The organism is Branchiibius cervicis (genome assembly GCF_042661605.1).
GTDB classification, from domain to species: Bacteria; Actinomycetota; Actinomycetes; order Actinomycetales; family Dermatophilaceae; genus Branchiibius; species Branchiibius cervicis.
The window spans coordinates 3,727,820-3,745,870 of the sequence record NZ_JBHSWJ010000002.1 but is presented as its reverse complement, the minus strand read 5'-3'; the positions used below and the strand labels follow the sequence as shown (position 1 = coordinate 3,745,870).

The following is an 18,051-nucleotide window of genomic DNA, read 5'->3' as shown; positions in this document are numbered from 1 at the left end:
CGGTCAGTGACCGGTGAACCGGGGTTTTTCCTTGGCCAGGAAGGACTTCACGGCGCCCCGATGATCCTGGGTCAGACCCAGCCGTTGCTGGGCGGGACCCTCGGCGTCGAGCGCCTGGTCCAGCGAGCAGGAGGCGGCGTGGTCCAGCAGAGCCTTGGACTCGGCGTACGCCGCGGTCGGGCCGGCCGCCAACCCCACCGCGAGTTGGGTGGCGACTGAGAGCACTTCGTCGGGGGCCACCAACTCGGCGGCCAGCCCCCACCCAACGGCGTCGGTCGCCGGGAAGGGCATCGGCAGCATGACCAGTCGGCGGGCGCGGGACAGGCCCACCGCCCGCTGCAACGTCCACGACAATCCTGAGTCGCACGTCAGGCCGATGCCGGTGAAGGCCGTACCGAGCTTGGCCTGGTTGGACAGCACCATCAGGTCACACGCGAGCGCGAAGCCGAAGCCCGCGCCCACGCACGTGCCGTTGACCGCCGCGATCACCGGCTTGGGCATCGACACGATCGACCGCACGATGGGGTTGTAGTGCTCATCGACGGTGTTCAGGCTGCGCTCGGGCGCCGATTCGAGGTTGGCGGCGTGCTCGGCGAGGTCCTGTCCGACGCAGAAGGTGCTCCCGGTGCCGGTCAGGATGACCGCACGCACGGATCGATCTGCCGCCACCGCCGCGAGCGCATCCCGCAACGCCTCTTTCACGGCGACGTTCAGAGCCGGTTGGCCGAGGGTGAGGGTCGCCACGGACCCGTCGATCGTCGTACTCACTGGCTCGCTCATGCCGTCAGGCTACCCATCGGCTACGTTGCGAGGTATGCCGCAACCGACCCGCCCCCGCCGCGGTCGCCCCGGCTACGACCAGAGCGACATCCTGCGGTGCGCGATCGACCTGTTCAACCGCCAGGGGTACGACGGCACGAGCGTCGGCGACATCGCGGCCGAGCTGGGGGTGGTCAAGTCCGCGATCTACCACCACGTCCCGAGCAAGGAGCACCTGCTGGCAGCCGCCCTCGACGAAGCGCTCGAACAGCTCACCGCGACGGTGGAGGCGGCCAGCGTCAGCCAGGGATCGGCGTACGACCGGCTGCGCACCGTGGTGCGCGACTCGGTCCTGATCCTGACCGAGCACCTGCCCGCCGTCACGTTGTTGCTGCGCGTGCGCGGCAACAGCCCCATCGAGCAGGACGCGCTGCGCCGACGACGTGCGCTGGACGAGAAGCTCGCCGGGCTCTACGCGCAGGCCGCCGCCGAAGGCGCCGTGCGCGACGACATCGATCCGGTCGTCGCCAGCCGTCTCCTCTTCGGCATGGTCAACTCCCTGGTCGAGTGGTACCGACCCGGCGGACCCACCTCACCCGACGTGCTGGCCGATGCCATGGTGCGTACGGCGTTCGACGGGCTTACGGCGTAACGGCCGGATTGGTGCGCGAGGTGGCACGACTGCGCCCCTGCAGCGTGGCGATGACCTCACCGTCGCGGGTGACATCGACGTCGTAGATCCCGTTGCGGCCGCTCCGGACCCGCTCGGTAGCGGTGGCCACGAGCACGTCACCGCGGTGCGCCGGGGCCAGGAACGTGACGTCGATGCTTGCCGCGACAGTCACGACACCGTGAGAATTGCAGGCCACCGCGAAGGCGGAGTCGGCCAGCGCGGTGATGAATCCACCGTGTGCGATGGACCAGCCGTTGACCATGTCGTCGCGGATCGTCATCTGCAGGGTGGCGGTGCCTGGTCCGACGGCGACCAGCTGCATGCCCAGACCTTGGCTGGCGGCATCGGTACGCCACATCTCCTGCGTGCTCAACTGCGCGATCTGCTGCGGGTCGGTCACCATTGGTAGAACCCTTTACCGCTCTTACGGCCCAACTCTCCGGCCGCGACCTTGTCCCGCAGGATCTGCGGTGGTTCGAAGCGGTCGCCCAACTCGCTGGCCAGGTGCTCGGCGATCGCCAGTCGCACGTCCAGCCCCACGATGTCGGTGGTGCGCAACGGTCCGGTCGGATGTTTGTATCCCAGGGTCATGGCGGTGTCGACGTCCTGGGCGCTGGCCACGCCGTCCTGCACCATCCGCATCGCCTCCAGTGCGAGGAAGACACCCAGCCGGCTACTGGCGAAACCCGGGGAATCCTGCACGGTGATAGCGGTTTTGCCGAGGTCCTTCACCCAGCCCTGTGCCAGCTCGACCAGTTCCGGCGCGGTGTCCCGGCCGACGACGATCTCCACCAGCTCACTCGCCGGCACCGGGTTGAAGAAGTGCAGACCGATCAACCGCTCGGGCCTGGGCAGGGTCTTCGCCAGTTCGGAGATCGACAGCGAACTGGTGTTGCTGGCCAGCCAGGCATGCGGCGCTTGCTGCGAACAGGTCTGCAGCACAGTCTTTTTCAGCGCAGTATCCTCCGGGACTGCTTCGACCACGACCTCGACGTCATGCAGCGCGGTGGCGTCATCGCCGACTGTCAGACGCGTCAGCGCGCCCTCCGGTGACGAGCCGTCCGGAATAGCCTGCCGCGCAGCGGCTTTCGCCAGACTGGCCGCCACCCGCTCCCGCGCCGCCTGGGCGGCTTCCTCGGACGCCTCGATGACTCTCACCTCGGCTCCGGTCAGCAGGAACGCGTGCGCGATACCGGCCCCCATCCGACCGCCGCCGTAGACGCCGACCTTCACGATGTCTTCCTCCGTTCCAGGAATGCCGTCATCCGATCGTGTTTGTCCTGCGTCTCGAACAGCACCGCTTGGGCGATGTCGTCGATCAACGGGTGCGCCTCCCGCGGCGCATGGAAGACCCGTTTGGTCAGTTGGACCGCCAGCGGCGCGTTGCGGGCGATGCGGTCGGCCAGTCGGTGACCGGCCGGCAACAGGTCGTCGGCCTCGACCACCTCGGTCACCAGGCGGACGGCGAGCGCTTCGTCGGCACCCAGTACCCGACCGGCCAGCAGGATCTCCTTGGCCAGCGGTTCGCCGACCAGTTCCGCCAGCCGCCACGTGGCGCCTGCGGCGGCGAGGATGCCCAGCCCGGTCTCGGGGTTGCCGATTTTCACCATCGGCGTCCCGATCCGGAAGTCGCAGGCGTAGGCGAGCTCGGCGCCGCCGCCCAGGGCGTAGCCGTCGATCAGCGCGACGGTCGGCATCGGCAGCCGGCGGATCCGATCGAACACCGCGGAGTTGATCCCGCGCAGCGCCTCGGCACGACGCCGATCGCGCAGCGCCGCGATGTCCGCCCCGGCCGCGAACGTGCCGCCCTCGCCGATGATGAGCGCGATCCGCGGATCGGCCTCCAACCCGGCGCAGACACTGTGCAGCGCGTCGACCATCTCCTGGTCGATGGCGTTGCGGGCCTGCGGACGGTTGAGCCGCACGACCACCCGGTCACCGGACTGCTCCAGCAGGACCGGCTCAGGCATCGAAGTCCACACTGACCTCATCGCTGACCGGGTAGGTCTGGCAGGTGAGCACGAAGCCGGCCGCCACCTCGGAGTCGTCCAGGGCGTAGTTGCGGCGCATGTCGACCTCGCCCGCGCGCACCACCGCCCGGCAGGTGCCGCAGACCCCTCCCTTGCAGGCGAACGGCACGTCACTGCGCGACGTGGCCGCGCCGTCGAGGATGCTGTGCTCACGCGACATCGGGATCTGCGTCTCCCGACCGTCCAGCGTGACGGTGACCTGGCTGACCGCACCGTCGAGCGCGGCCTCGGCCCGGTGTACCTCCGGCGGCGGCTCGTCGACGTAGAACAACTCGAAGTGCACACGTTCAGCGGGGAAACCTCTCTCCTGCAGCACTTCTCGGGCATCTGTGATCATCCCGAAGGGGCCGCACAACCAGACGTCATCGATCGCGTCCATCGGTTGCAGCTCCAACAACCGGCGCAGTCGATCAGCGTCCAGGCGGCCGGAGAAGAGATCGACCGACCGCGGCTCACGCGACAGCACATGCACCACGTCGAACCGTGCGGGATAGCGATCCTTCAGATCGGCGATCTCCTCGGCGAACATCACCGAGCCGCTGGTCCGGTTGCCGTAGAGCAACGTCACTTGCGCCTCGGGATGCGTCAGCACCGTGGCCGCAACCGACAGCATCGGGGTGATGCCCGAGCCCGCAGCGATGCACAGGTGCCGGCCCCCGGAGGCGGGGTCCGCACGGAAGCGGCCACTCGGCGTACCGACCTCGACCCGGTCACCGACCCGGACCTCCCGGGTCAGCCAGGTGGAGAAGGTGCCACCGCCGGGGATCTCACGCACGCCGACCCGCGGCGCGCTGCCCGCAGGAGCACAGATGGAGTATGAGCGCCGCTGCTCGGCACCGTCGATGAGGCGCCGCAGCGTCAGCGACTGCCCGGCGCCGAAGTCGAAGTGCTCGCGCAGGTCGTCCGGCACCTCGAAGGTCACCGCGACCGCGTCGTCGGTGAGGCGCTCGACCTTGGCGACGTTGAGCTCGTGGAAGGTGGCCATCAGATCTCCTTCACGTGTTCGAACGGTTCGAGGCAGTCGGCGCAGCGGTAGATCGCCTTGCACGCGGTCGGCCCGAACTCCGACGTCACCTCGGTGCGCGGCGACCCGCATCGCAGGCAGGTCACCGCACGCCGGGTTGGCAACAACGACAAGGCAATTGGCCCGGTACGCCGGGGGCGGGCCCCGGCGCGGAGATCCCGTGCTCTTCCAGGGCAGCCCGGCCCTTCTCGGAGATCCAGTCGGTGGTCCAGGCCGGCTCCAAGCTCACGGCGATCCGGACGTGCGGAAAACCGTTGCGCTGCAACGCCGCCGTCAGATCGTCACGCATGGTGGCCATCGCCGGGCACCCCGAATATGTGGGCGTGATGGTGACCGTGACGCCGTCGTCACCTTCGGTCACATCGCGCAGTACGCCGAGGTCGGCCAGGGTCAGCATCGGCAACTCCGGGTCGGTGACGGCCGCCGCCACTTCGCGGGCAGTCGCCACGGTGGTCACCATCGTCCCGCCGGATGCGCCCGGGCGACGGACTGCATCTCGGCCAGCATTCGCGACAGCGCCTCGGTGTGTCGACCGTCCCGGCCGGTGCCGCCGTTCACCGGGCCTACGCGGGGCATCTCCGGCAGATCGAGGTCGGCTGCCGACAACGCCTGCGCCACAATGTCATCGGCTTCCTCGCGCAGCGTGCTGGGCAGCACACCCACCCCTTGCTCGGCCATCAGGATCTCGACCGGGTGATCGTCGAAGAGCTCGGCCCAGTAGGGCAGCACGACCCGCAACCCGGCCTGGGTGCGGCGGCGTGACTCATCGGTGCCTTTCGCGAGGGTCACCAACCAGCGGGCTGCGTAATCGCGGTGATACGTGACCTCTTTGACGCCCTTGGCGGCGATGGCCGCAAGCACCCGGTCGTTGCTCAGCCGCAACCGGTCCAGCAGCGCCAAGCGGTAGGTCGCGAAAAGGAACAGCCGCACGATCGTGACCGCGAAGTCACCGTTGTCGGGTTCCACGAAGCGCACGTTGCGGAAGCCGGCGTCGTCCCGGAAGAACGCCAGGGCGTCCTCTCCCGGCACCGGCGAGCCGTCGGGTAGCCGCGGGACGACACCCGGATCGGCGAGCGCGGCCCGCGCGAGCAACAACCGGGCCTGACCCAGCAGGTCCAGTGCCGTGTTGGCCAACGCGATGTCCTCCTCGAGGTCCGGAGCGTTGCTGGCCCATTCGGACAACCGGTTGGCGTAGACCAACGCATCGTCGCCGAGCATCAAGCAGTAGACCGCGAGTGCGGCGGCGTCCGTACCGGGAGTGATAGTGGTGTCCACTCCGGCCAGCGGGTCCTCGAAGTCGGTGCCGAACGCCCAGTTGGCGTCCTCACCCCCGGCGAAGCCGTCAAAGATCGAATCGTGGCTCACGGGCGCCTCCTCACATGTGCGGGACGTTGTCGGGGATGGCATAGAAGGTCGGATGCCGGTAGACCTTGTCCCCCGACGGCGCGAAGAGCGGATCCTTCTCGTCCGGGCTGGATGCGGTGATGTCGGACGAGCGCACGACCCAGATGCTGACGCCCTCGTTGCGCCGGGTGTAGACATCGCGGGCATGCCGGACCGCCATGTCATCATCCGCCGCGTGCAGCGAGCCGACGTGGACGTGGTTCAGCCCGCGCTTGCCGCGGACGAAGACTTCGTACAGCGGCCAGTCTGCATTCATTCCAAGGGACGCGCTCATGCCCGAACTCCCTTCTCGGCGTACGCCGTCGCCGCTTCCCGCACCCACGCACCCTCGTCGTGGGCGCGCTGCCGGTGCGCCAATCGCTGCGTGTTGCAGGGGCCTTCGCCCTTGACTACCGCTTTGAACTCGGCCCAGTCGGGCGAGCCGAAGTCGTAGTGGCCGCGCTGCTCGTTCCAAACCAGCTGCGGGTCGGGAAGCGTCACGCCGAGCGCTTCCGCCTGGGGGACGGTCATATCGACGAACTTCTGCCGCAGGTCGTCGTTGGTGTCGCGCTTGATCCCCCAGGCCATCGACTGGGCGGTGTTGGGCGAGTCGTCGTCGGGCGGGCCGAACATCATCAGCGCCGGCCACCAGAATCGGTCCACCGACTCCTGCACCATCGCCCGTTGCTCGTCGGTCCCGCGCATCATCGTCGACAGCAACTCGAAGCCCTGGCGCTGGTGGAAGGATTCTTCCTTGCAGATCCGGATCATCGCCCGGCCGTAGGGGCCGAAGGAGGTCCGGCACAGCGGGACCTGGTTGCAGATGGCCGCGCCGTCGACCAGCCAGCCGATGGTGCCCACGTCGGCGTAGGACAGCGTGGGGTAGTTGAAGATCGAGGAGTACTTCTGCTTGCCGGCCAGCAGCAGCTCGGTCAGCTCGCTGCGGGAGACCCCGAGGGTCTCGCACGCGGAGTAGAGGTAGAGCCCGTGGCCCGCTTCGTCCTGCACCTTGGCCAGCAGGATCGCCTTGCGGCGCAGTGACGGCGCACGGGTGATCCAGTTGCCCTCCGGCTGCATGCCGATGATCTCGGAGTGCGCGTGCTGGGCGATCTGCCGGACCAGGGTGGCGCGGTACTTCTCCGGCATCCAGTCCCGCGGTTCGATGCGGTCGTTCGCCTCGATGACAGCGTCGAAGTGACCTTCGAGATACGTGTCTTCGACAAGGGTCACGGGACCTCCTGGTGTATTTACAGACCGTTCGTTCAGTAATAATATGTCAGCTGGATCACACCCGCGCAACCTGTCTTCCGACCACCCGAGAGGTCCCTTCGTGTCCGAACTGCTCAGCAGCTATCTCGCCGGCTCCTGGTTCACCGCCTCCGATGAGGGTCGCCCGGTCCTCGATGCCGTCACCGGACAGGAGGTCTGCCGGGTCTCGGCGACCGGCGCCGACCTGGCCGCTGCGATCGAGCACGCCCGCACGGTCGGCGTACCCGCGATCCAGGCCCTGACCTTCCACGAGCGCGCGGCGATCCTCAAAGCCGTGGCCAAGCACCTGACCGCCGCCAAGGACGACTTCTACGCGTTGTCCACCCACACGGGTGCGACCCGCCGCGATTCGGCGGCCGACATCGACGGCGGCATCGGTACGGTCTTCTCGTTCGCGTCCAAGGCCACCCGCGAGCTGCCCAACGACACCATCGTCCTGGACGGCAAACCCGAGACCCTCGGCAAGGCCGGTACCTTCGTCGGCCAGCACATCTACACCTCCCGCCCCGGGGTCGCGGTGCAGATCAACGCCTTCAACTTCCCGGTGTGGGGCATGTTGGAGAAGTTCGCGCCGGCCTTCCTCGCCGGCCGGCCCTCGTTGGTCAAACCGGCCAGCCAGACCGCCTACCTCACCCACGCGGTCGCGGCCTCGATGCTCGACAGCGGTCTGCTCCCGGAGGGTTCGCTGCAGCTGTTGTGCGGCAGTCCCGAGGGTCTGCTGGACCTGCTGGGCACCCAGGACCACCTGGCGTTCACCGGTTCGGCCGCCACTGCGGCCACGCTGCGCCAGCACCCCAGCGTCGTGTACGGCGGCCTCGAGCTGGGCGTGGAGGCCGACTCGTTGAACTGCTCCATCCTCGGGCCGGACGTGCGCCCCGAGGACCCTGAGTTCGACCTGTTCGTCAAGGGCGTCGTCACCGAGATGACCGTCAAGGCCGGGCAGAAGTGTACGGCGATCCGCCGGGTTCTCGTCCCCGCCGACCGGGTAGACGACGTGATTTCCGCGCTCTCACAACGGCTTTCCAAGATCACCGTCGGCAACCCCGCCGACGAGACGGTGCGCATGGGTGCCCTGGTCAGCCTCGACCAGCGTGACGAGGTCCGCAAGAGCGTGCAGGCGCTGCGGGCGTCGGCGGATCTGGTGTTCGGCGATCCCGACCACGTGTCGGTGGTCGATGCCTCGGCGGTCGACGGTGCCTTCATGGGGCCGGTGCTGCTGCGCGCCCACGACGGTGCGATGGAGCCGCACGAGGTCGAGCCGTTCGGGCCGGTCTCGACGGTGATCACCTATTCGTCGGTGCCCGAGGCGATTTCGCTCGCCGCGAAGGGTGGCGGCAGCCTTGCCGGCTCGTTGGTGACGCATGACCCCGCGGTCGCCCGAGAGGTCATCCTCGGTCTCGCGCCGTGGCACGGGCGGCTGCTGGTCCTGGACCGCGACGACGCCGCCGAGTCGACCGGCCACGGGTCACCGCTGCCGAGCCTGGTGCACGGCGGCCCCGGCCGGGCCGGCGGGGGCGAGGAGCTGGGCGGCATCCGGGCCGTGCTGCACCACATGCAGCGGACCGCGATCCAGGCTTCCCCGGATGCTCTGACCGCGATCACCGGATCCTGGTTCACCGGGGCCGAGCGGACGGTGTCGTCGCAGCACCCGTTCCGCAAGTCCTTGGCCACGCTGCGGATCGGGGACGCGATCGTCTCCGATCGACGTACGGTGACGGCCGACGACATCGCCCACTTCGCGGAGTTCACGGGCGACACGTTCTACGCGCACACCGACCCCGAAGCGGCTGCTGCCAACCCGCTCTTTGGCGGGATCGTGGCCCACGGCTACCTGGTGGTGTCGTTGGCCGCGGGCCTGTTCGTGGAGCCGAACCCGGGCCCGGTGCTGGCGAACTTCGGGGTGGACAACCTGCGTTTCCTCACCCCGGTCAAGGTGGACGACTCGATCGCAGTCACCTTGACGGTCAAGGCCATCACGCCGCGCTCCAGCGCCGACTACGGTGAGGTGCGATGGGACGCCGTCGTGACCAACCAGCGCGATGAGCCGGTGGCAACGTACGACGTACTGACCCTGGTCGCCAAACAAGACTGAGCGAGGACCGATGCAGCGGATCACGGTGACGTACGGACAACCCACGAGCGTCGAGGAGTTCGAGGAGCATTACGCCAACACCCACATCGACCTGGTGAAGGCGTTACCCGGGCTGGCCCGGTTCACCACCTCCCACCCGACGTCGCTGAATGGCGGTGACTCGCCGTACTTCGTGGCAGAGCTGTGGTTCGCGGACGAGGCGGCCTTGAAAGCAGCCCTCACCTCCCCGCAGATGGCCGCAGCCGGCGAGGATGCGGCGACCTTGCCGGCGACGATGACGATGTACATCGGCGAGGTGGACGAGCAGTAGCCGCCCGGCCATGCGACGGCAATGGGCAATCCAGCGGACGTTTCACTGCCGCAACGACCGCAGAATTGCGAATTGCCGCTGATGTGATGAGGGCTTCGCGCCGGACGGGTGTAAGCCTGTGGGATGACCACGGTCGATGAACTCCGCGCCCTGCAAGCTCCGTTGAAGGAGAAGTACCGGTCCGACCCAGCCGCTGCGTCGATCCCGATCCATGCGACCGGTGACTTCCGCGATGACGGGATCACCTGCACGGTGGACGGATTCGCCGGTCCGGTGCGGGCCGGTCTACACCCCGCGACGGGCGGTGACGGCTCCGACGCGTGCTCGGGTGACCTGCTGCTGGAGGCTCTCGTCGCCTGCGCCGGCGTCACCTGCCGCAGTGTCGCGACGGCGATGCGGATCGCCTATGCCGACGTTACTGTGCAAGCGGAGTCGACGTTCGACGCGCGCGGCACCTTGGGGCTGGATCGCTCCGTCGACGTGGGCGTCGGCCCGATCCGGCTGACGATCACGCTGGCCACCGACGCAGACGACACCGCGTTGGCGAAGCTGGCCGAGCTGACCGAGCGCTACTGCGTCGTGGGGCAGAGCTTGAAGACTCCGCCAGAGGTCGTCGTCCGGCGCGCGTGAGGCCCTGCAGTGCGACGGCAATCGGCAATCCAGCGGACGGATTCGCGCCAAAACAACCGCTGGATTGCGGATTGCCGCTGATGTGACGAGGCGGGACGACGGCAATCAGCGCTTGGATCGGCGGTCCACGATCCGGCGCATCTTGCCCACGGACCGCTCGACCGAGTCCGGTGCGACCACGTCGACCGTGACCGAGACGCCGATCGTGCTCTTCACGAGGCGGCGAAGCTCCTGACCGGCTGCGAGACCGTCTGCCAGAGAGGCGTTTTCGCGGTGCTCGACCAACACGGTCATCGCATCGAGGGTGTCCGTGCGGGAGAGTACGCACTGGAAGTGCGGCGACAGCGCCGGCGTGCGCAGGATCAGTTCCTCGATCTGTGTCGGGAAGAGATTGACCCCCGCAGGATGATCATGTCGTCGGTGCGGCCGGTGATCTTCTCCATCCGGCGCATCGTGCGGGCCGTGCCGGGCAGCAGCCGCGTGAGGTCGCGCGTGCGGTACCGGATGATCGGCATGGCCTCTTTGGTGAGGCTGGTGAAGACCAGCTCGCCTTCCTCGCCGTCGGGCAGCACCTCCCCGGTGATCGGGTCGATGACCTCCGGGTAGAAGTGGTCCTCCCAGATGTGCAGCCCGTCCTTGGTTTCGACGCACTCGTTGGCAACGCCCGGACCCATGACCTCGGACAGGCCGTAGATGTCGACCGCGTGCATATCGAGGCGTTGCTCCATCTCCCACCGCATGTCGTTGGTCCAGGGCTCCGCCCCGAAGATGCCGACCTTGAGCGAGGTCGAGCGCGGGTCGACGCCCTGGCGCTCCATCTCATCGATGATCGCCAGCATGTACGACGGGGTCACCATGATCAGGTCGGGACGGAAGTCCTGGATGAGCTGCACCTGTCGCTCGGTCATCCCCCGGACACCGGCACGACGGTGCAACCGAGCTTTTCGGCGCCGTAGTGCGCGCCCAACCCGCCGGTGAACAACCCGTAACCGTAGGCGTTGTGCATGATGTCGCCCGCGCGCCCGCCGGCTGCCCGGATGCTGCGCGCGACCACCGTCGCCCACGTGTCGATGTCCTTGGCGGTGTAGCCCACGACCGTCGGCTTGCCGGTCGTCCCGGACGACGCGTGCACCCGGGCGACCTGCGTGCGCGGCACTGCGAACATCCCGAACGGGTAGTTGTCCCGCAGGTCGGCCTTTGCCGTGAACGGCAGTTTGGCCAGATCGCTCAGTTCCTTCACGTCGTCGGGGTGGACCCCCGCGTTGTCGAAACTGTTGCGGTAGTGCGGCACGTTCTCGTACGCGTGCCGCACCGACCAGCGCAGCCGCTCGGTCTGCAGCGCGCGCAACTCATCGGTCGAAGCCCGTTCGATGGGTTCGAGGTCCTCGGGGCGCGGGGTCCGGTCTTCCATGGGGCCTCCCTTTTCCTGAACGATCGGTCAGTATCTTATGTGTCAGGGGTCACACGTGGCAACCGGTGGGATGATCGCGGCCATGACCGCCCCGTGGCCCGAACTGCCGACCCACCGCGAATGGCTCCACGAGCAGGCGCGTTCCCTGCTGATTTTCGGTCGGCGTACGCCGAGTGCGGACGGGGGTGCCTACTGGCTGAATGATCACGGAGAACCCGTGCCGCAGAACGGGATCCACACGTGGATCACGGCCCGCACGGTGCACGTCTACTCCCTGGGGCACCTGATGGGTGTCCCCGGCAGCCGGCCCATCGCGCGGGCCGCACTGGCCGGACTGACCGGCCCGCTGCACGATCCGGAGTACGGCGGGTGGCTGGCCAGCCTCGGGCCCGGCGAGCCCGACGGCACCAAGGCGGCCTACGCCCACGCGTTCGTCCTACTTGCGGCCACCTCTGCCGTGGCGGCCGGCCTCGAAGGGGCGCCAGCCCTGTTGGACGAAGCCGCAGAGACTCTCCTGCAACGGTTCTGGGACGACGATCACGGACTCGCAGTCGATGAGTGGGATCGCACCTTCAGCCGCTGCGACCCCTACCGCGGGATCAACGCCAACATGCACCTGGTCGAAGCGTGCCTGGCTGCAGCCGACGTCACCGGCGACCGCGCGTGGCTCGAACGTGCCCGCCGCATCTCGCAGTTCGTCATCGCGCAGGCGCGGGCCAACCAGTGGCGCATCCCGGAACACTTCGACGCCGACTGGCGGCCCCGGTTGGAGCTGAACCGTGACAAACCGGGCGACCAGTTCAAGCCCTACGGAGCAACCGTCGGCCACGCCCTGGAATGGTCCCGGCTGCTGCTCCACCTGGAGGCAGCCCTGGGAGAGCCCGGCGACACCGATTGGTTCGGCGCCGCCCGCCATCTCTTCGACCGGGCGGTGGCTGACGGCTGGGCCGCCGACGGCGCCGACGGCTTCGTCTACACGACCGACTGGTCCGGCAAACCCGTGGTGCGGCAACGAATGCACTGGGTCGTCGCCGAGGCGCTCGGCGCGGCAGTGACGCTCTGGCACCGGACCGGCGACCCGGCGTACGCCGATCGGTACGCGCAGTGGTGGGACTACGCGCACCGTTACGTGCTCGATCACGACCACGGGTCGTGGCACCACGAACTCGATGAGCACAACCGACCGGCGGCAACGGTCTGGTCCGGCAAACCCGACCTGTACCACGCGTTCCAGGCGACCCTGCTGCCGTTGCTGCCGCTGACGCCCAGCTTTGCCACCGCGATCGCGCAGGGCCGTCTCGCGTAACGACCGACGCTTTGCTACCGCAGTTCGATGGGTGCCGGCGCCGCTGTCATTGCGTCCCATTCCCCGATCCCCGGCTGGAGGGCGGCCACTCGACCATCGGGTCCGAACAGTCGGCCGTACCGCTTGATCGACCGCACACAGAACTCCAGCCGCTCCACTTCAAGATCCGGTATCGCCGAATGCAGCGTCGCGAGGACGCGTTCGGCCTCACTCGGTGCCGGCAGCCAGACCAACAACAGGAACGGCGCCGTCCCGCTCACTGCTGACACGACCCGCACCCCGGGTACCCGTCGCGCGACTCTCGCGAGCCTCGGACCCTGCGCGGTACCCCTGATGGACAAGAACATCCCGACCGGCAGTCCGAGTGCTTCCTGGCAGACGTCGCACCGCGTGGTGAGCACACCGGAATGCAGCATCTTCGGCAGGCGATCACGCAGGGCACGCTCGGAAAACCCACTCTCCGTAGCTAATTCGATGTATGAGGCCCGGCCGTTACGCAAGAGCGCCGTCCAGAGTCCCAGATCCTTCTGCGTGGGGGATGCCGAGAAGGTGGGTTCGACACCCCAGACGGGGGGCGTGCCAGGATCCACCGGACCGACCGCTCGCGGTTGCCAGCGCGAACCATCGTGAAGGACGGAGCGGACCACTTGCGTACGCACGGACACCACCCCGGGTAGCACCTCGACATTCTCGACAGTGGCGTGGAACCGCCGAAGCGATGTGGCCCGGATCGCTACGAAATAGCTGAAGTCCCCCTCCAGTGCTTCGATCCAGTACGCCGCTGGGTCGGCCGCGAGGATCGAGCCCACCCGTCGCCGCTTACCGGGTAGGACGCTGATCCAGCAGTAGCCGACCGTGGTGACCAAACGGGCCGGATACGCACAGATCCAGCTCACGCCGCCTGCCGAGAGACGCTCCCATCGCCGAGCTGCGGAACTGGCACTGCCGTTGACGGCCCGCCCGATTTCCTGCCAGGTGGCGCGCGGCTGTGCCTGGAGCGCGGCAATCAACCTCTGGTCAGCATCAGCCAGTTCAGGGACCGCCGGAGTTCCGGATTCGAGCGCATCGTCGCCTGATCCGCCGAAAATCAGCGATTCCACGGTCTCCGGGCGTGGGCTCCCTACTGTTTCGCTCATCGTTTCAGCCCGGCCGCGGCTCTATCCATCACTGATATGCCTGTCCGTCCCCGAAGGACCGCCATGAATCCACGAACACGAACCACCGTCATCCTCCTGTTCATCGCATGGTGCATCGATTACATCGACCGCAGCGTGATCAGTGTCGCGCTTCCCGCCATCGGTCGGGACCTGGACCTCGACCACGGTCAGCTCGGTCTGGCAGTGTCCGTCTTCTTCATCGCCTACGCCGCGGTACAGATTCCAGGCGGTCTGCTCGCCGATCGGTTCGGAGCCATGCGCATCGCCGTGGTCGGTCTCCTGGCGTGGTCACTCTTCACCGGACTCACCGCCGCCGCAGCCTCATTCGGCACGTTGATCCTGATCCGAGTGCTGTTCGGCCTCTCCCAGGGGATCTTCCCGGCAGCAGGGATGAAACTGCTGGCGGAGCGTTCCACTCCGCAGGACCGGATGACCGCCAACGGGTGGGTCAACTCCTCCAACGCCGTCGGCGGTGTGCTGGCCATGATCCTCGCCGCCGTCCTCATCCCGCTGATCGGCTGGCGGGGTCTGTTCGTCGCGGTGTCGGTCCTGGGTTTGGTGGTGACGTTCTCCTTCGTGACCAAGATGCCTGCGCCGCTGCAGGAGGTCGACCTGGCTCCGAACCCGTCGAACGGGGGCACGGCACTGTTGAAGGTCCCCACGATGTGGTTGTACGTGCTCGCCTTCTTCGGCTATGACGTCCTGATCTGGGGCACCAACTCCTGGTTCGCCTCCTACCTACAGGAGGAACGCGGGCTGAGCGCTTCGTCGGCCGCATTGCTCGGTCTTCCGGCGGGCCTCACGGCAGCAATCGTCATCGTGCTGTCCGGCCGGGTCTCCGACCGCATCGGCGGCCGGATCCGACCCCTGGTCATTCCCGGGATGACCATTGCGGGGATCCTGATCATCCTGCTGCCGCACGTATCCAACCTTGTCGTCTACGTTCTCTTGTCCATGGTCGCGGTCGGGTGCAGCTCGCCGGCCTACATCGGCGCGTTCAGCATCCCGTTGAAACAGCTGAACCCCGCGTTGCCGGAATCGGATCGGGCATGATCCTCACCGGCGGCATGGTCGCTGGAATCGTCGCGCCGGCCATGTTCGGATTCGTCGTCGACGCGAATGGTTGGAACGCCGCCTGGGCCTGCTTGGCTATCGGATCCGTCATCGCCGTCATCGCTGCCTACCTGGCTCCGCGCAACGCCGAGGAATTCCGGGCTCGCGTCCCCTCTCACCTGCTCTTCGACCCCTCCGGTATCACCAACACCACGAAAGAGGCCACCCGATGAATGTCGATCCGCTGTACGACTCGGCTACCGAACTGCTGGAGAAACTCCGCCGTCTGGAGACGACGCCGACTGAGGTTCTGCAAGCCCAGCTGCGACGCGTCGACGAGGCGGGAGACCAGATCAACGCCGTCACCGAACGGATGGACGAGTCCGCGCTGGAAGCAGCGGAAGCCGCGACCCGCCGATACCGCGATGGCAACCCGTTGCCACTGGACGGGCTGACGGTTGCGGTGAAGGAGAAGCACGCCATCGCCGGTCACCACATCTGCGAAGGCTCCTCGGCCTGGGACGGCTACACCCCGACTGAGAATCACCCGATCGTCGATCGCCTGCTGGCGGCCGGCGCGGTACTGCACCTGCGGACTACCGAACCGGAGTTCTGCGTCGCCACCTACACCCACACGAAGATGTGGGGCGTCACCCGCAACCCGTGGAACTTGGAGATGTCTCCCGGCGGGTCCTCGGGTGGCGCCGCAGCGGTGCTGGCAGCGGGGATGACCACGGTGAGCACCGCCTCGGACATCGGCGGCTCAACCCGGGGACCGGCCGGATTCACCGGAACCGTCGGCTACAAGTCCCCGTACGGCCGGGTGCCCGGCACGGGGGCCATGAGCCTTGACTACTACCGCGGTGACGGTTCGCTGACGCGCACGGTCGATGACTCACTGCTGATCACGAACGTCATCGCTGGGCACGATCCGCGCGATCACGTATCCCTGCCCAAAACCCAGCTTCGTGCAGATCGCGACGTCTCCGGGATGCGTATCGCCTTCTCACCGGATCTGGACCTGTTCCAGGTCGATCCGGTCCAACGGGAGAATGCGCGCGCAACGGTCGACGCCCTGGCCAAAACGGGGGCACAGATCGAAGAGGTGCGGGTGGGCTGGGAGATGGAGGACTTGTTCCTCGCCGTCGTCGCACACTTCGGACAGTCGATGTCCTCCTGGCTCAGTCAGACCGTGCAGGGCCGCGAGGATGAGCTCAACGACTACACCGCGGCGTACCTCGAACTGACCTCCACCGGTCGCAACACCATGACGATGTTCGATGCCATGCGCGGCGAGCACGCGGTGCACCAGGCCCTGAGCAGGGCCATGCACGGTTTCGACGCCCTCATCTGCCCGACGGCCGCCGCGATCGGCTTCCCCGCCGGCGACACCATGAAGGACGGTATCGAGATCAACGGCTCCACCGTCGATTCCACGTTCGCCTTGTTGACGCTGCCGTTCAACATCGCGAACCGCTGCCCGGTGCTCAACGTGCCCAGCGGATTCGCTGCGAACGGTATGCCGACCGGTGTGCAGATCGTCGGTCAGCCCTACGACGACGACACGGTGTTCTCGGTCGGCCGTGCCCTGGAAGAAATCCAGGGCCCGTTGTTCGCCAGCCACCGACCACGATTGACGCCCACGCTGCCGTAGCGTGGGGCCGGTGACCAGGGTCGAGGACTTCGTCAGCCATTTCGACGCGCTCGCCGGCAAGATCCCGGCGAACGTCTACTACCAGGACCTGCCCGACGGCAACAGGATCAGTGCGCTGGTCTATCCCGACGTCCCCGAGGAGGGCATGCTCGTCGGCGTCACCTACGGGTTGTCGCTGCTGGACAACCCGGCGTGGACCCGCGGCCGGCCCGAGCTGCTGATCGGGGTGAGGTCCACCGATGAGCGCTGGGCCCGCGCCGCCGGTCTGCTGGCGGCGAACATCCCCGACTGCCCGTTCAGCTACGGCACCGTGCTGAACTTCGGCCAGCCGATCACGGAAGAGTCCGACATGGACCATTTCGTGGTCTTCGCGCCGACGCTGCTGGACGAGGCCGACTTCCTCAACGTCCTGCACGCCCCCGACGGGGCGCCGCCGCAGGATGTCATCAACGTCGCCGGCATCTACCCGATCCATGCCTCCGAGGCGGCCGCGATCAGCGACGGGCGGATGGAGCAGTTCTGGAAGTCCGGCGCCGACCTCTACGACGTGACCCGCCCCGCGGTGCTGTGACGCCCAAGGTCCCCGGTAGCCGGAAGACCCACGATCCGCTCACACGCCCGCCCGCACGGTGACCCCGCGCGCCGGCTGCGGTGTGCCGTGCACCTGCGTGGCGTATTTGCGGTAGGCACGCCGGGCGAGCCGGGGTACGACGGCACGCACCGGCGCCGGCATCTTGGCCAGCTCGGTGGCCATCGTGGCCGGGTCACCCTCGTAGAGCATCATGCCCAGGAAGACCATCCGCAGATTCTTGGGCGTACTGGACTCGCCAGCGTGCGCGAAGTCGGCCCACTCCTGCGGCTGGATGTGGCGGGCCATGATCGGCAGCAAGCGCGATTCCTCGGCGTCCAGGTGTTTCACACAATGCAGCGACCAGGTCGTCGAGCGCATCGGCCAGACGGGCGCCGTCCGAGCCGGCGGCGCTGGCCGTCCACGCTGCCAGGTGTTGCTGGACGCGTTCGCCCAGGTCGGCGACCCGCTCGTGCTGCTCCTCCATGAGATCGACGAGCGGTTCGAGCTCGGCGGGCACCCGCTGTTGCAGCAGCGGCCACATCATCTCGTCTTCGTGCGTGTGGTGGGTGTGCAGACCTCCTGCGACCAGACCCAGGTGATCGGCCAGGATCTTGACCCGCCTGCGGTCGCCGGCCGCGACCTGCCGGATGGAGGCGGGCAACAACCCCAGTTCGCGGCGGAAGACCCGGTGGATCGAGATCATCATGCGTACGTCGGTCAGTCCGTCGC

At 67.7% G+C, this 18,051-nt stretch carries 22 protein-coding genes and 2 pseudogenes; 9 read left to right on the top strand and 15 right to left on the bottom strand.

All coding sequences use genetic code 11. The features are described 5' to 3' along the window. Window positions 1-3 precede the first annotated feature (3 nt). Complete coding sequence (locus ACFQBT_RS19350) at window positions 4-780, bottom strand: enoyl-CoA hydratase/isomerase family protein (RefSeq protein WP_377825264.1); 777 nt, start codon at window positions 778-780, stop codon at window positions 4-6. 34 nt (window positions 781-814) lie between these two features. Between ACFQBT_RS19350 and ACFQBT_RS19345 the strand changes: the two genes are divergently transcribed. After that, the gene (locus ACFQBT_RS19345; RefSeq protein WP_377825262.1) at window positions 815-1,411 is read left to right on the top strand and encodes a TetR/AcrR family transcriptional regulator; all 597 of its coding nucleotides are present in this window, start codon (window positions 815-817) and stop codon (window positions 1,409-1,411) included. On the opposite strand, the gene paaI is transcribed toward ACFQBT_RS19345, so the two are convergent. From paaI to paaA, 9 genes are read right to left on the bottom strand one after another with little or no spacing between them, the layout of a single operon-like run. Further along, window positions 1,401-1,835 carry a hydroxyphenylacetyl-CoA thioesterase PaaI gene (gene paaI / locus ACFQBT_RS19340; RefSeq protein WP_377825260.1) on the bottom strand — a complete coding sequence of 145 codons (435 nt, stop codon included), beginning with the start codon at window positions 1,833-1,835 and terminating at the stop codon, window positions 1,401-1,403. The two genes, ACFQBT_RS19345 and paaI, sit on opposite strands and share 11 nt — an antisense overlap. Beyond that, window positions 1,829-2,665, bottom strand: a complete 837-nt coding sequence (locus ACFQBT_RS19335; RefSeq protein WP_377825258.1) for a 3-hydroxyacyl-CoA dehydrogenase family protein — start codon at window positions 2,663-2,665, stop codon at window positions 1,829-1,831. Before ACFQBT_RS19335 ends, paaI begins: the two co-directional genes overlap by 7 nt. Next, on the bottom strand, window positions 2,662-3,402 hold the full coding sequence (locus ACFQBT_RS19330) for an enoyl-CoA hydratase/isomerase family protein (protein WP_377825256.1): 741 nt from the start codon (window positions 3,400-3,402) through the stop codon (window positions 2,662-2,664). The genes ACFQBT_RS19335 and ACFQBT_RS19330 overlap by 4 nt, the downstream gene beginning before the upstream one ends. Beyond that, entirely contained in the window at window positions 3,395-4,447 is a 1,053-nt protein-coding gene (paaE, locus tag ACFQBT_RS19325; RefSeq protein ID WP_377825254.1) for a 1,2-phenylacetyl-CoA epoxidase subunit PaaE, read from the bottom strand. Before paaE ends, ACFQBT_RS19330 begins: the two co-directional genes overlap by 8 nt. After that, entirely contained in the window at window positions 4,447-4,536 is a 90-nt protein-coding gene (locus ACFQBT_RS19960) for a PaaD-like zinc ribbon domain-containing protein (protein WP_465252301.1), read from the bottom strand. The genes paaE and ACFQBT_RS19960 overlap by 1 nt, the downstream gene beginning before the upstream one ends. Window positions 4,537-4,568: 32 nt before the next feature. Continuing rightward, the gene (paaD, locus tag ACFQBT_RS19320; protein ID WP_377825253.1) at window positions 4,569-4,934 is read right to left on the bottom strand and encodes a 1,2-phenylacetyl-CoA epoxidase subunit PaaD; all 366 of its coding nucleotides are present in this window, start codon (window positions 4,932-4,934) and stop codon (window positions 4,569-4,571) included. 5 nt (window positions 4,935-4,939) lie between these two features. Next, window positions 4,940-5,851 (bottom strand): 1,2-phenylacetyl-CoA epoxidase subunit PaaC, encoded by a 912-nt coding sequence (gene paaC / locus ACFQBT_RS19315; RefSeq protein WP_377825251.1) that lies wholly within the window; start codon window positions 5,849-5,851, stop codon window positions 4,940-4,942. A 10-nt stretch (window positions 5,852-5,861) separates the two neighbouring features. Further along, complete coding sequence (gene paaB, locus ACFQBT_RS19310; protein ID WP_465252296.1) at window positions 5,862-6,164, bottom strand: 1,2-phenylacetyl-CoA epoxidase subunit PaaB; 303 nt, start codon at window positions 6,162-6,164, stop codon at window positions 5,862-5,864. After that, on the bottom strand, window positions 6,161-7,099 hold the full coding sequence (gene paaA, locus ACFQBT_RS19305) for a 1,2-phenylacetyl-CoA epoxidase subunit PaaA (RefSeq protein ID WP_377825249.1): 939 nt from the start codon (window positions 7,097-7,099) through the stop codon (window positions 6,161-6,163). The genes paaB and paaA overlap by 4 nt, the downstream gene beginning before the upstream one ends. Before the next feature lie 100 nt (window positions 7,100-7,199). Between paaA and paaZ the strand changes: the two genes are divergently transcribed. The 3 genes from paaZ to ACFQBT_RS19290 all read left to right on the top strand — a co-directional run bounded on the left by paaZ (window position 7,200) and on the right by ACFQBT_RS19290 (window position 10,170). Continuing rightward, complete coding sequence (gene paaZ, locus ACFQBT_RS19300; protein WP_377825247.1) at window positions 7,200-9,230, top strand: phenylacetic acid degradation bifunctional protein PaaZ; 2,031 nt, start codon at window positions 7,200-7,202, stop codon at window positions 9,228-9,230. Between the two features lie 10 nt (window positions 9,231-9,240). Then, window positions 9,241-9,540 (top strand): EthD family reductase, encoded by a 300-nt coding sequence (locus ACFQBT_RS19295; RefSeq protein WP_377825245.1) that lies wholly within the window; start codon window positions 9,241-9,243, stop codon window positions 9,538-9,540. Window positions 9,541-9,663: 123 nt separating this feature from the next. Next, the gene (locus ACFQBT_RS19290; RefSeq protein WP_377825243.1) at window positions 9,664-10,170 is read left to right on the top strand and encodes an OsmC family protein; all 507 of its coding nucleotides are present in this window, start codon (window positions 9,664-9,666) and stop codon (window positions 10,168-10,170) included. Window positions 10,171-10,275: 105 nt separating this feature from the next. Here ACFQBT_RS19290 and paaK read toward each other — a convergent pair. Next, window positions 10,276-11,581: pseudogene (paaK, locus tag ACFQBT_RS19285) on the bottom strand (phenylacetate--CoA ligase PaaK). An 82-nt stretch (window positions 11,582-11,663) separates the two neighbouring features. On the opposite strand from paaK, the gene ACFQBT_RS19280 reads away from it, so the two are divergent. Further along, window positions 11,664-12,887, top strand: coding sequence for an AGE family epimerase/isomerase (locus ACFQBT_RS19280; protein WP_377825241.1), 1,224 nt, complete (start codon window positions 11,664-11,666; stop codon window positions 12,885-12,887). A 14-nt stretch (window positions 12,888-12,901) separates the two neighbouring features. On the opposite strand, the gene ACFQBT_RS19275 is transcribed toward ACFQBT_RS19280, so the two are convergent. Both ACFQBT_RS19275 and ACFQBT_RS19270 read right to left on the bottom strand, forming a co-directional pair. Further along, the gene (locus ACFQBT_RS19275; RefSeq protein ID WP_377825618.1) at window positions 12,902-13,783 is read right to left on the bottom strand and encodes an Lrp/AsnC family transcriptional regulator; all 882 of its coding nucleotides are present in this window, start codon (window positions 13,781-13,783) and stop codon (window positions 12,902-12,904) included. Between the two features lie 24 nt (window positions 13,784-13,807). Continuing rightward, a pseudogene (locus ACFQBT_RS19270) lies at window positions 13,808-14,023 on the bottom strand (AsnC family protein); the annotation flags it as partial. A gap of 63 nt (window positions 14,024-14,086) precedes the next feature. Here ACFQBT_RS19270 and ACFQBT_RS19265 point away from each other — a divergent pair. Genes ACFQBT_RS19265 through ACFQBT_RS19250 form a run of 4 tightly spaced genes read left to right on the top strand, consistent with a single transcriptional unit; the run spans window position 14,087 to window position 17,322 of the window. Next, window positions 14,087-15,097, top strand: a complete 1,011-nt coding sequence (locus ACFQBT_RS19265) for an MFS transporter (RefSeq protein WP_377825239.1) — start codon at window positions 14,087-14,089, stop codon at window positions 15,095-15,097. After that, window positions 15,094-15,330: a hypothetical protein gene (locus ACFQBT_RS19260; RefSeq protein ID WP_377825237.1), complete on the top strand. Its 237-nt coding sequence runs from the start codon at window positions 15,094-15,096 to the stop codon at window positions 15,328-15,330. Before ACFQBT_RS19265 ends, ACFQBT_RS19260 begins: the two co-directional genes overlap by 4 nt. Then, on the top strand, window positions 15,327-16,751 hold the full coding sequence (locus ACFQBT_RS19255) for an amidase (protein ID WP_377825235.1): 1,425 nt from the start codon (window positions 15,327-15,329) through the stop codon (window positions 16,749-16,751). Before ACFQBT_RS19260 ends, ACFQBT_RS19255 begins: the two co-directional genes overlap by 4 nt. 10 nt (window positions 16,752-16,761) lie before the next feature. Continuing rightward, a complete protein-coding gene (locus ACFQBT_RS19250) occupies window positions 16,762-17,322 on the top strand; it encodes a suppressor of fused domain protein (RefSeq protein WP_377825233.1) in 561 nt (186 codons plus the stop codon). Window positions 17,323-17,361: 39 nt separating this feature from the next. On the opposite strand, the gene ACFQBT_RS19245 is transcribed toward ACFQBT_RS19250, so the two are convergent. Together ACFQBT_RS19245 and ACFQBT_RS19240 are read right to left on the bottom strand one after the other, a co-directional pair. Continuing rightward, complete coding sequence (locus tag ACFQBT_RS19245; RefSeq protein ID WP_377825617.1) at window positions 17,362-17,628, bottom strand: hypothetical protein; 267 nt, start codon at window positions 17,626-17,628, stop codon at window positions 17,362-17,364. Further along, the gene (locus ACFQBT_RS19240) at window positions 17,516-18,025 is read right to left on the bottom strand and encodes a hemerythrin domain-containing protein (protein ID WP_377825569.1); all 510 of its coding nucleotides are present in this window, start codon (window positions 18,023-18,025) and stop codon (window positions 17,516-17,518) included. The genes ACFQBT_RS19245 and ACFQBT_RS19240 overlap by 113 nt, the downstream gene beginning before the upstream one ends. Between the last annotated feature and the right edge of the window lie 26 nt (window positions 18,026-18,051).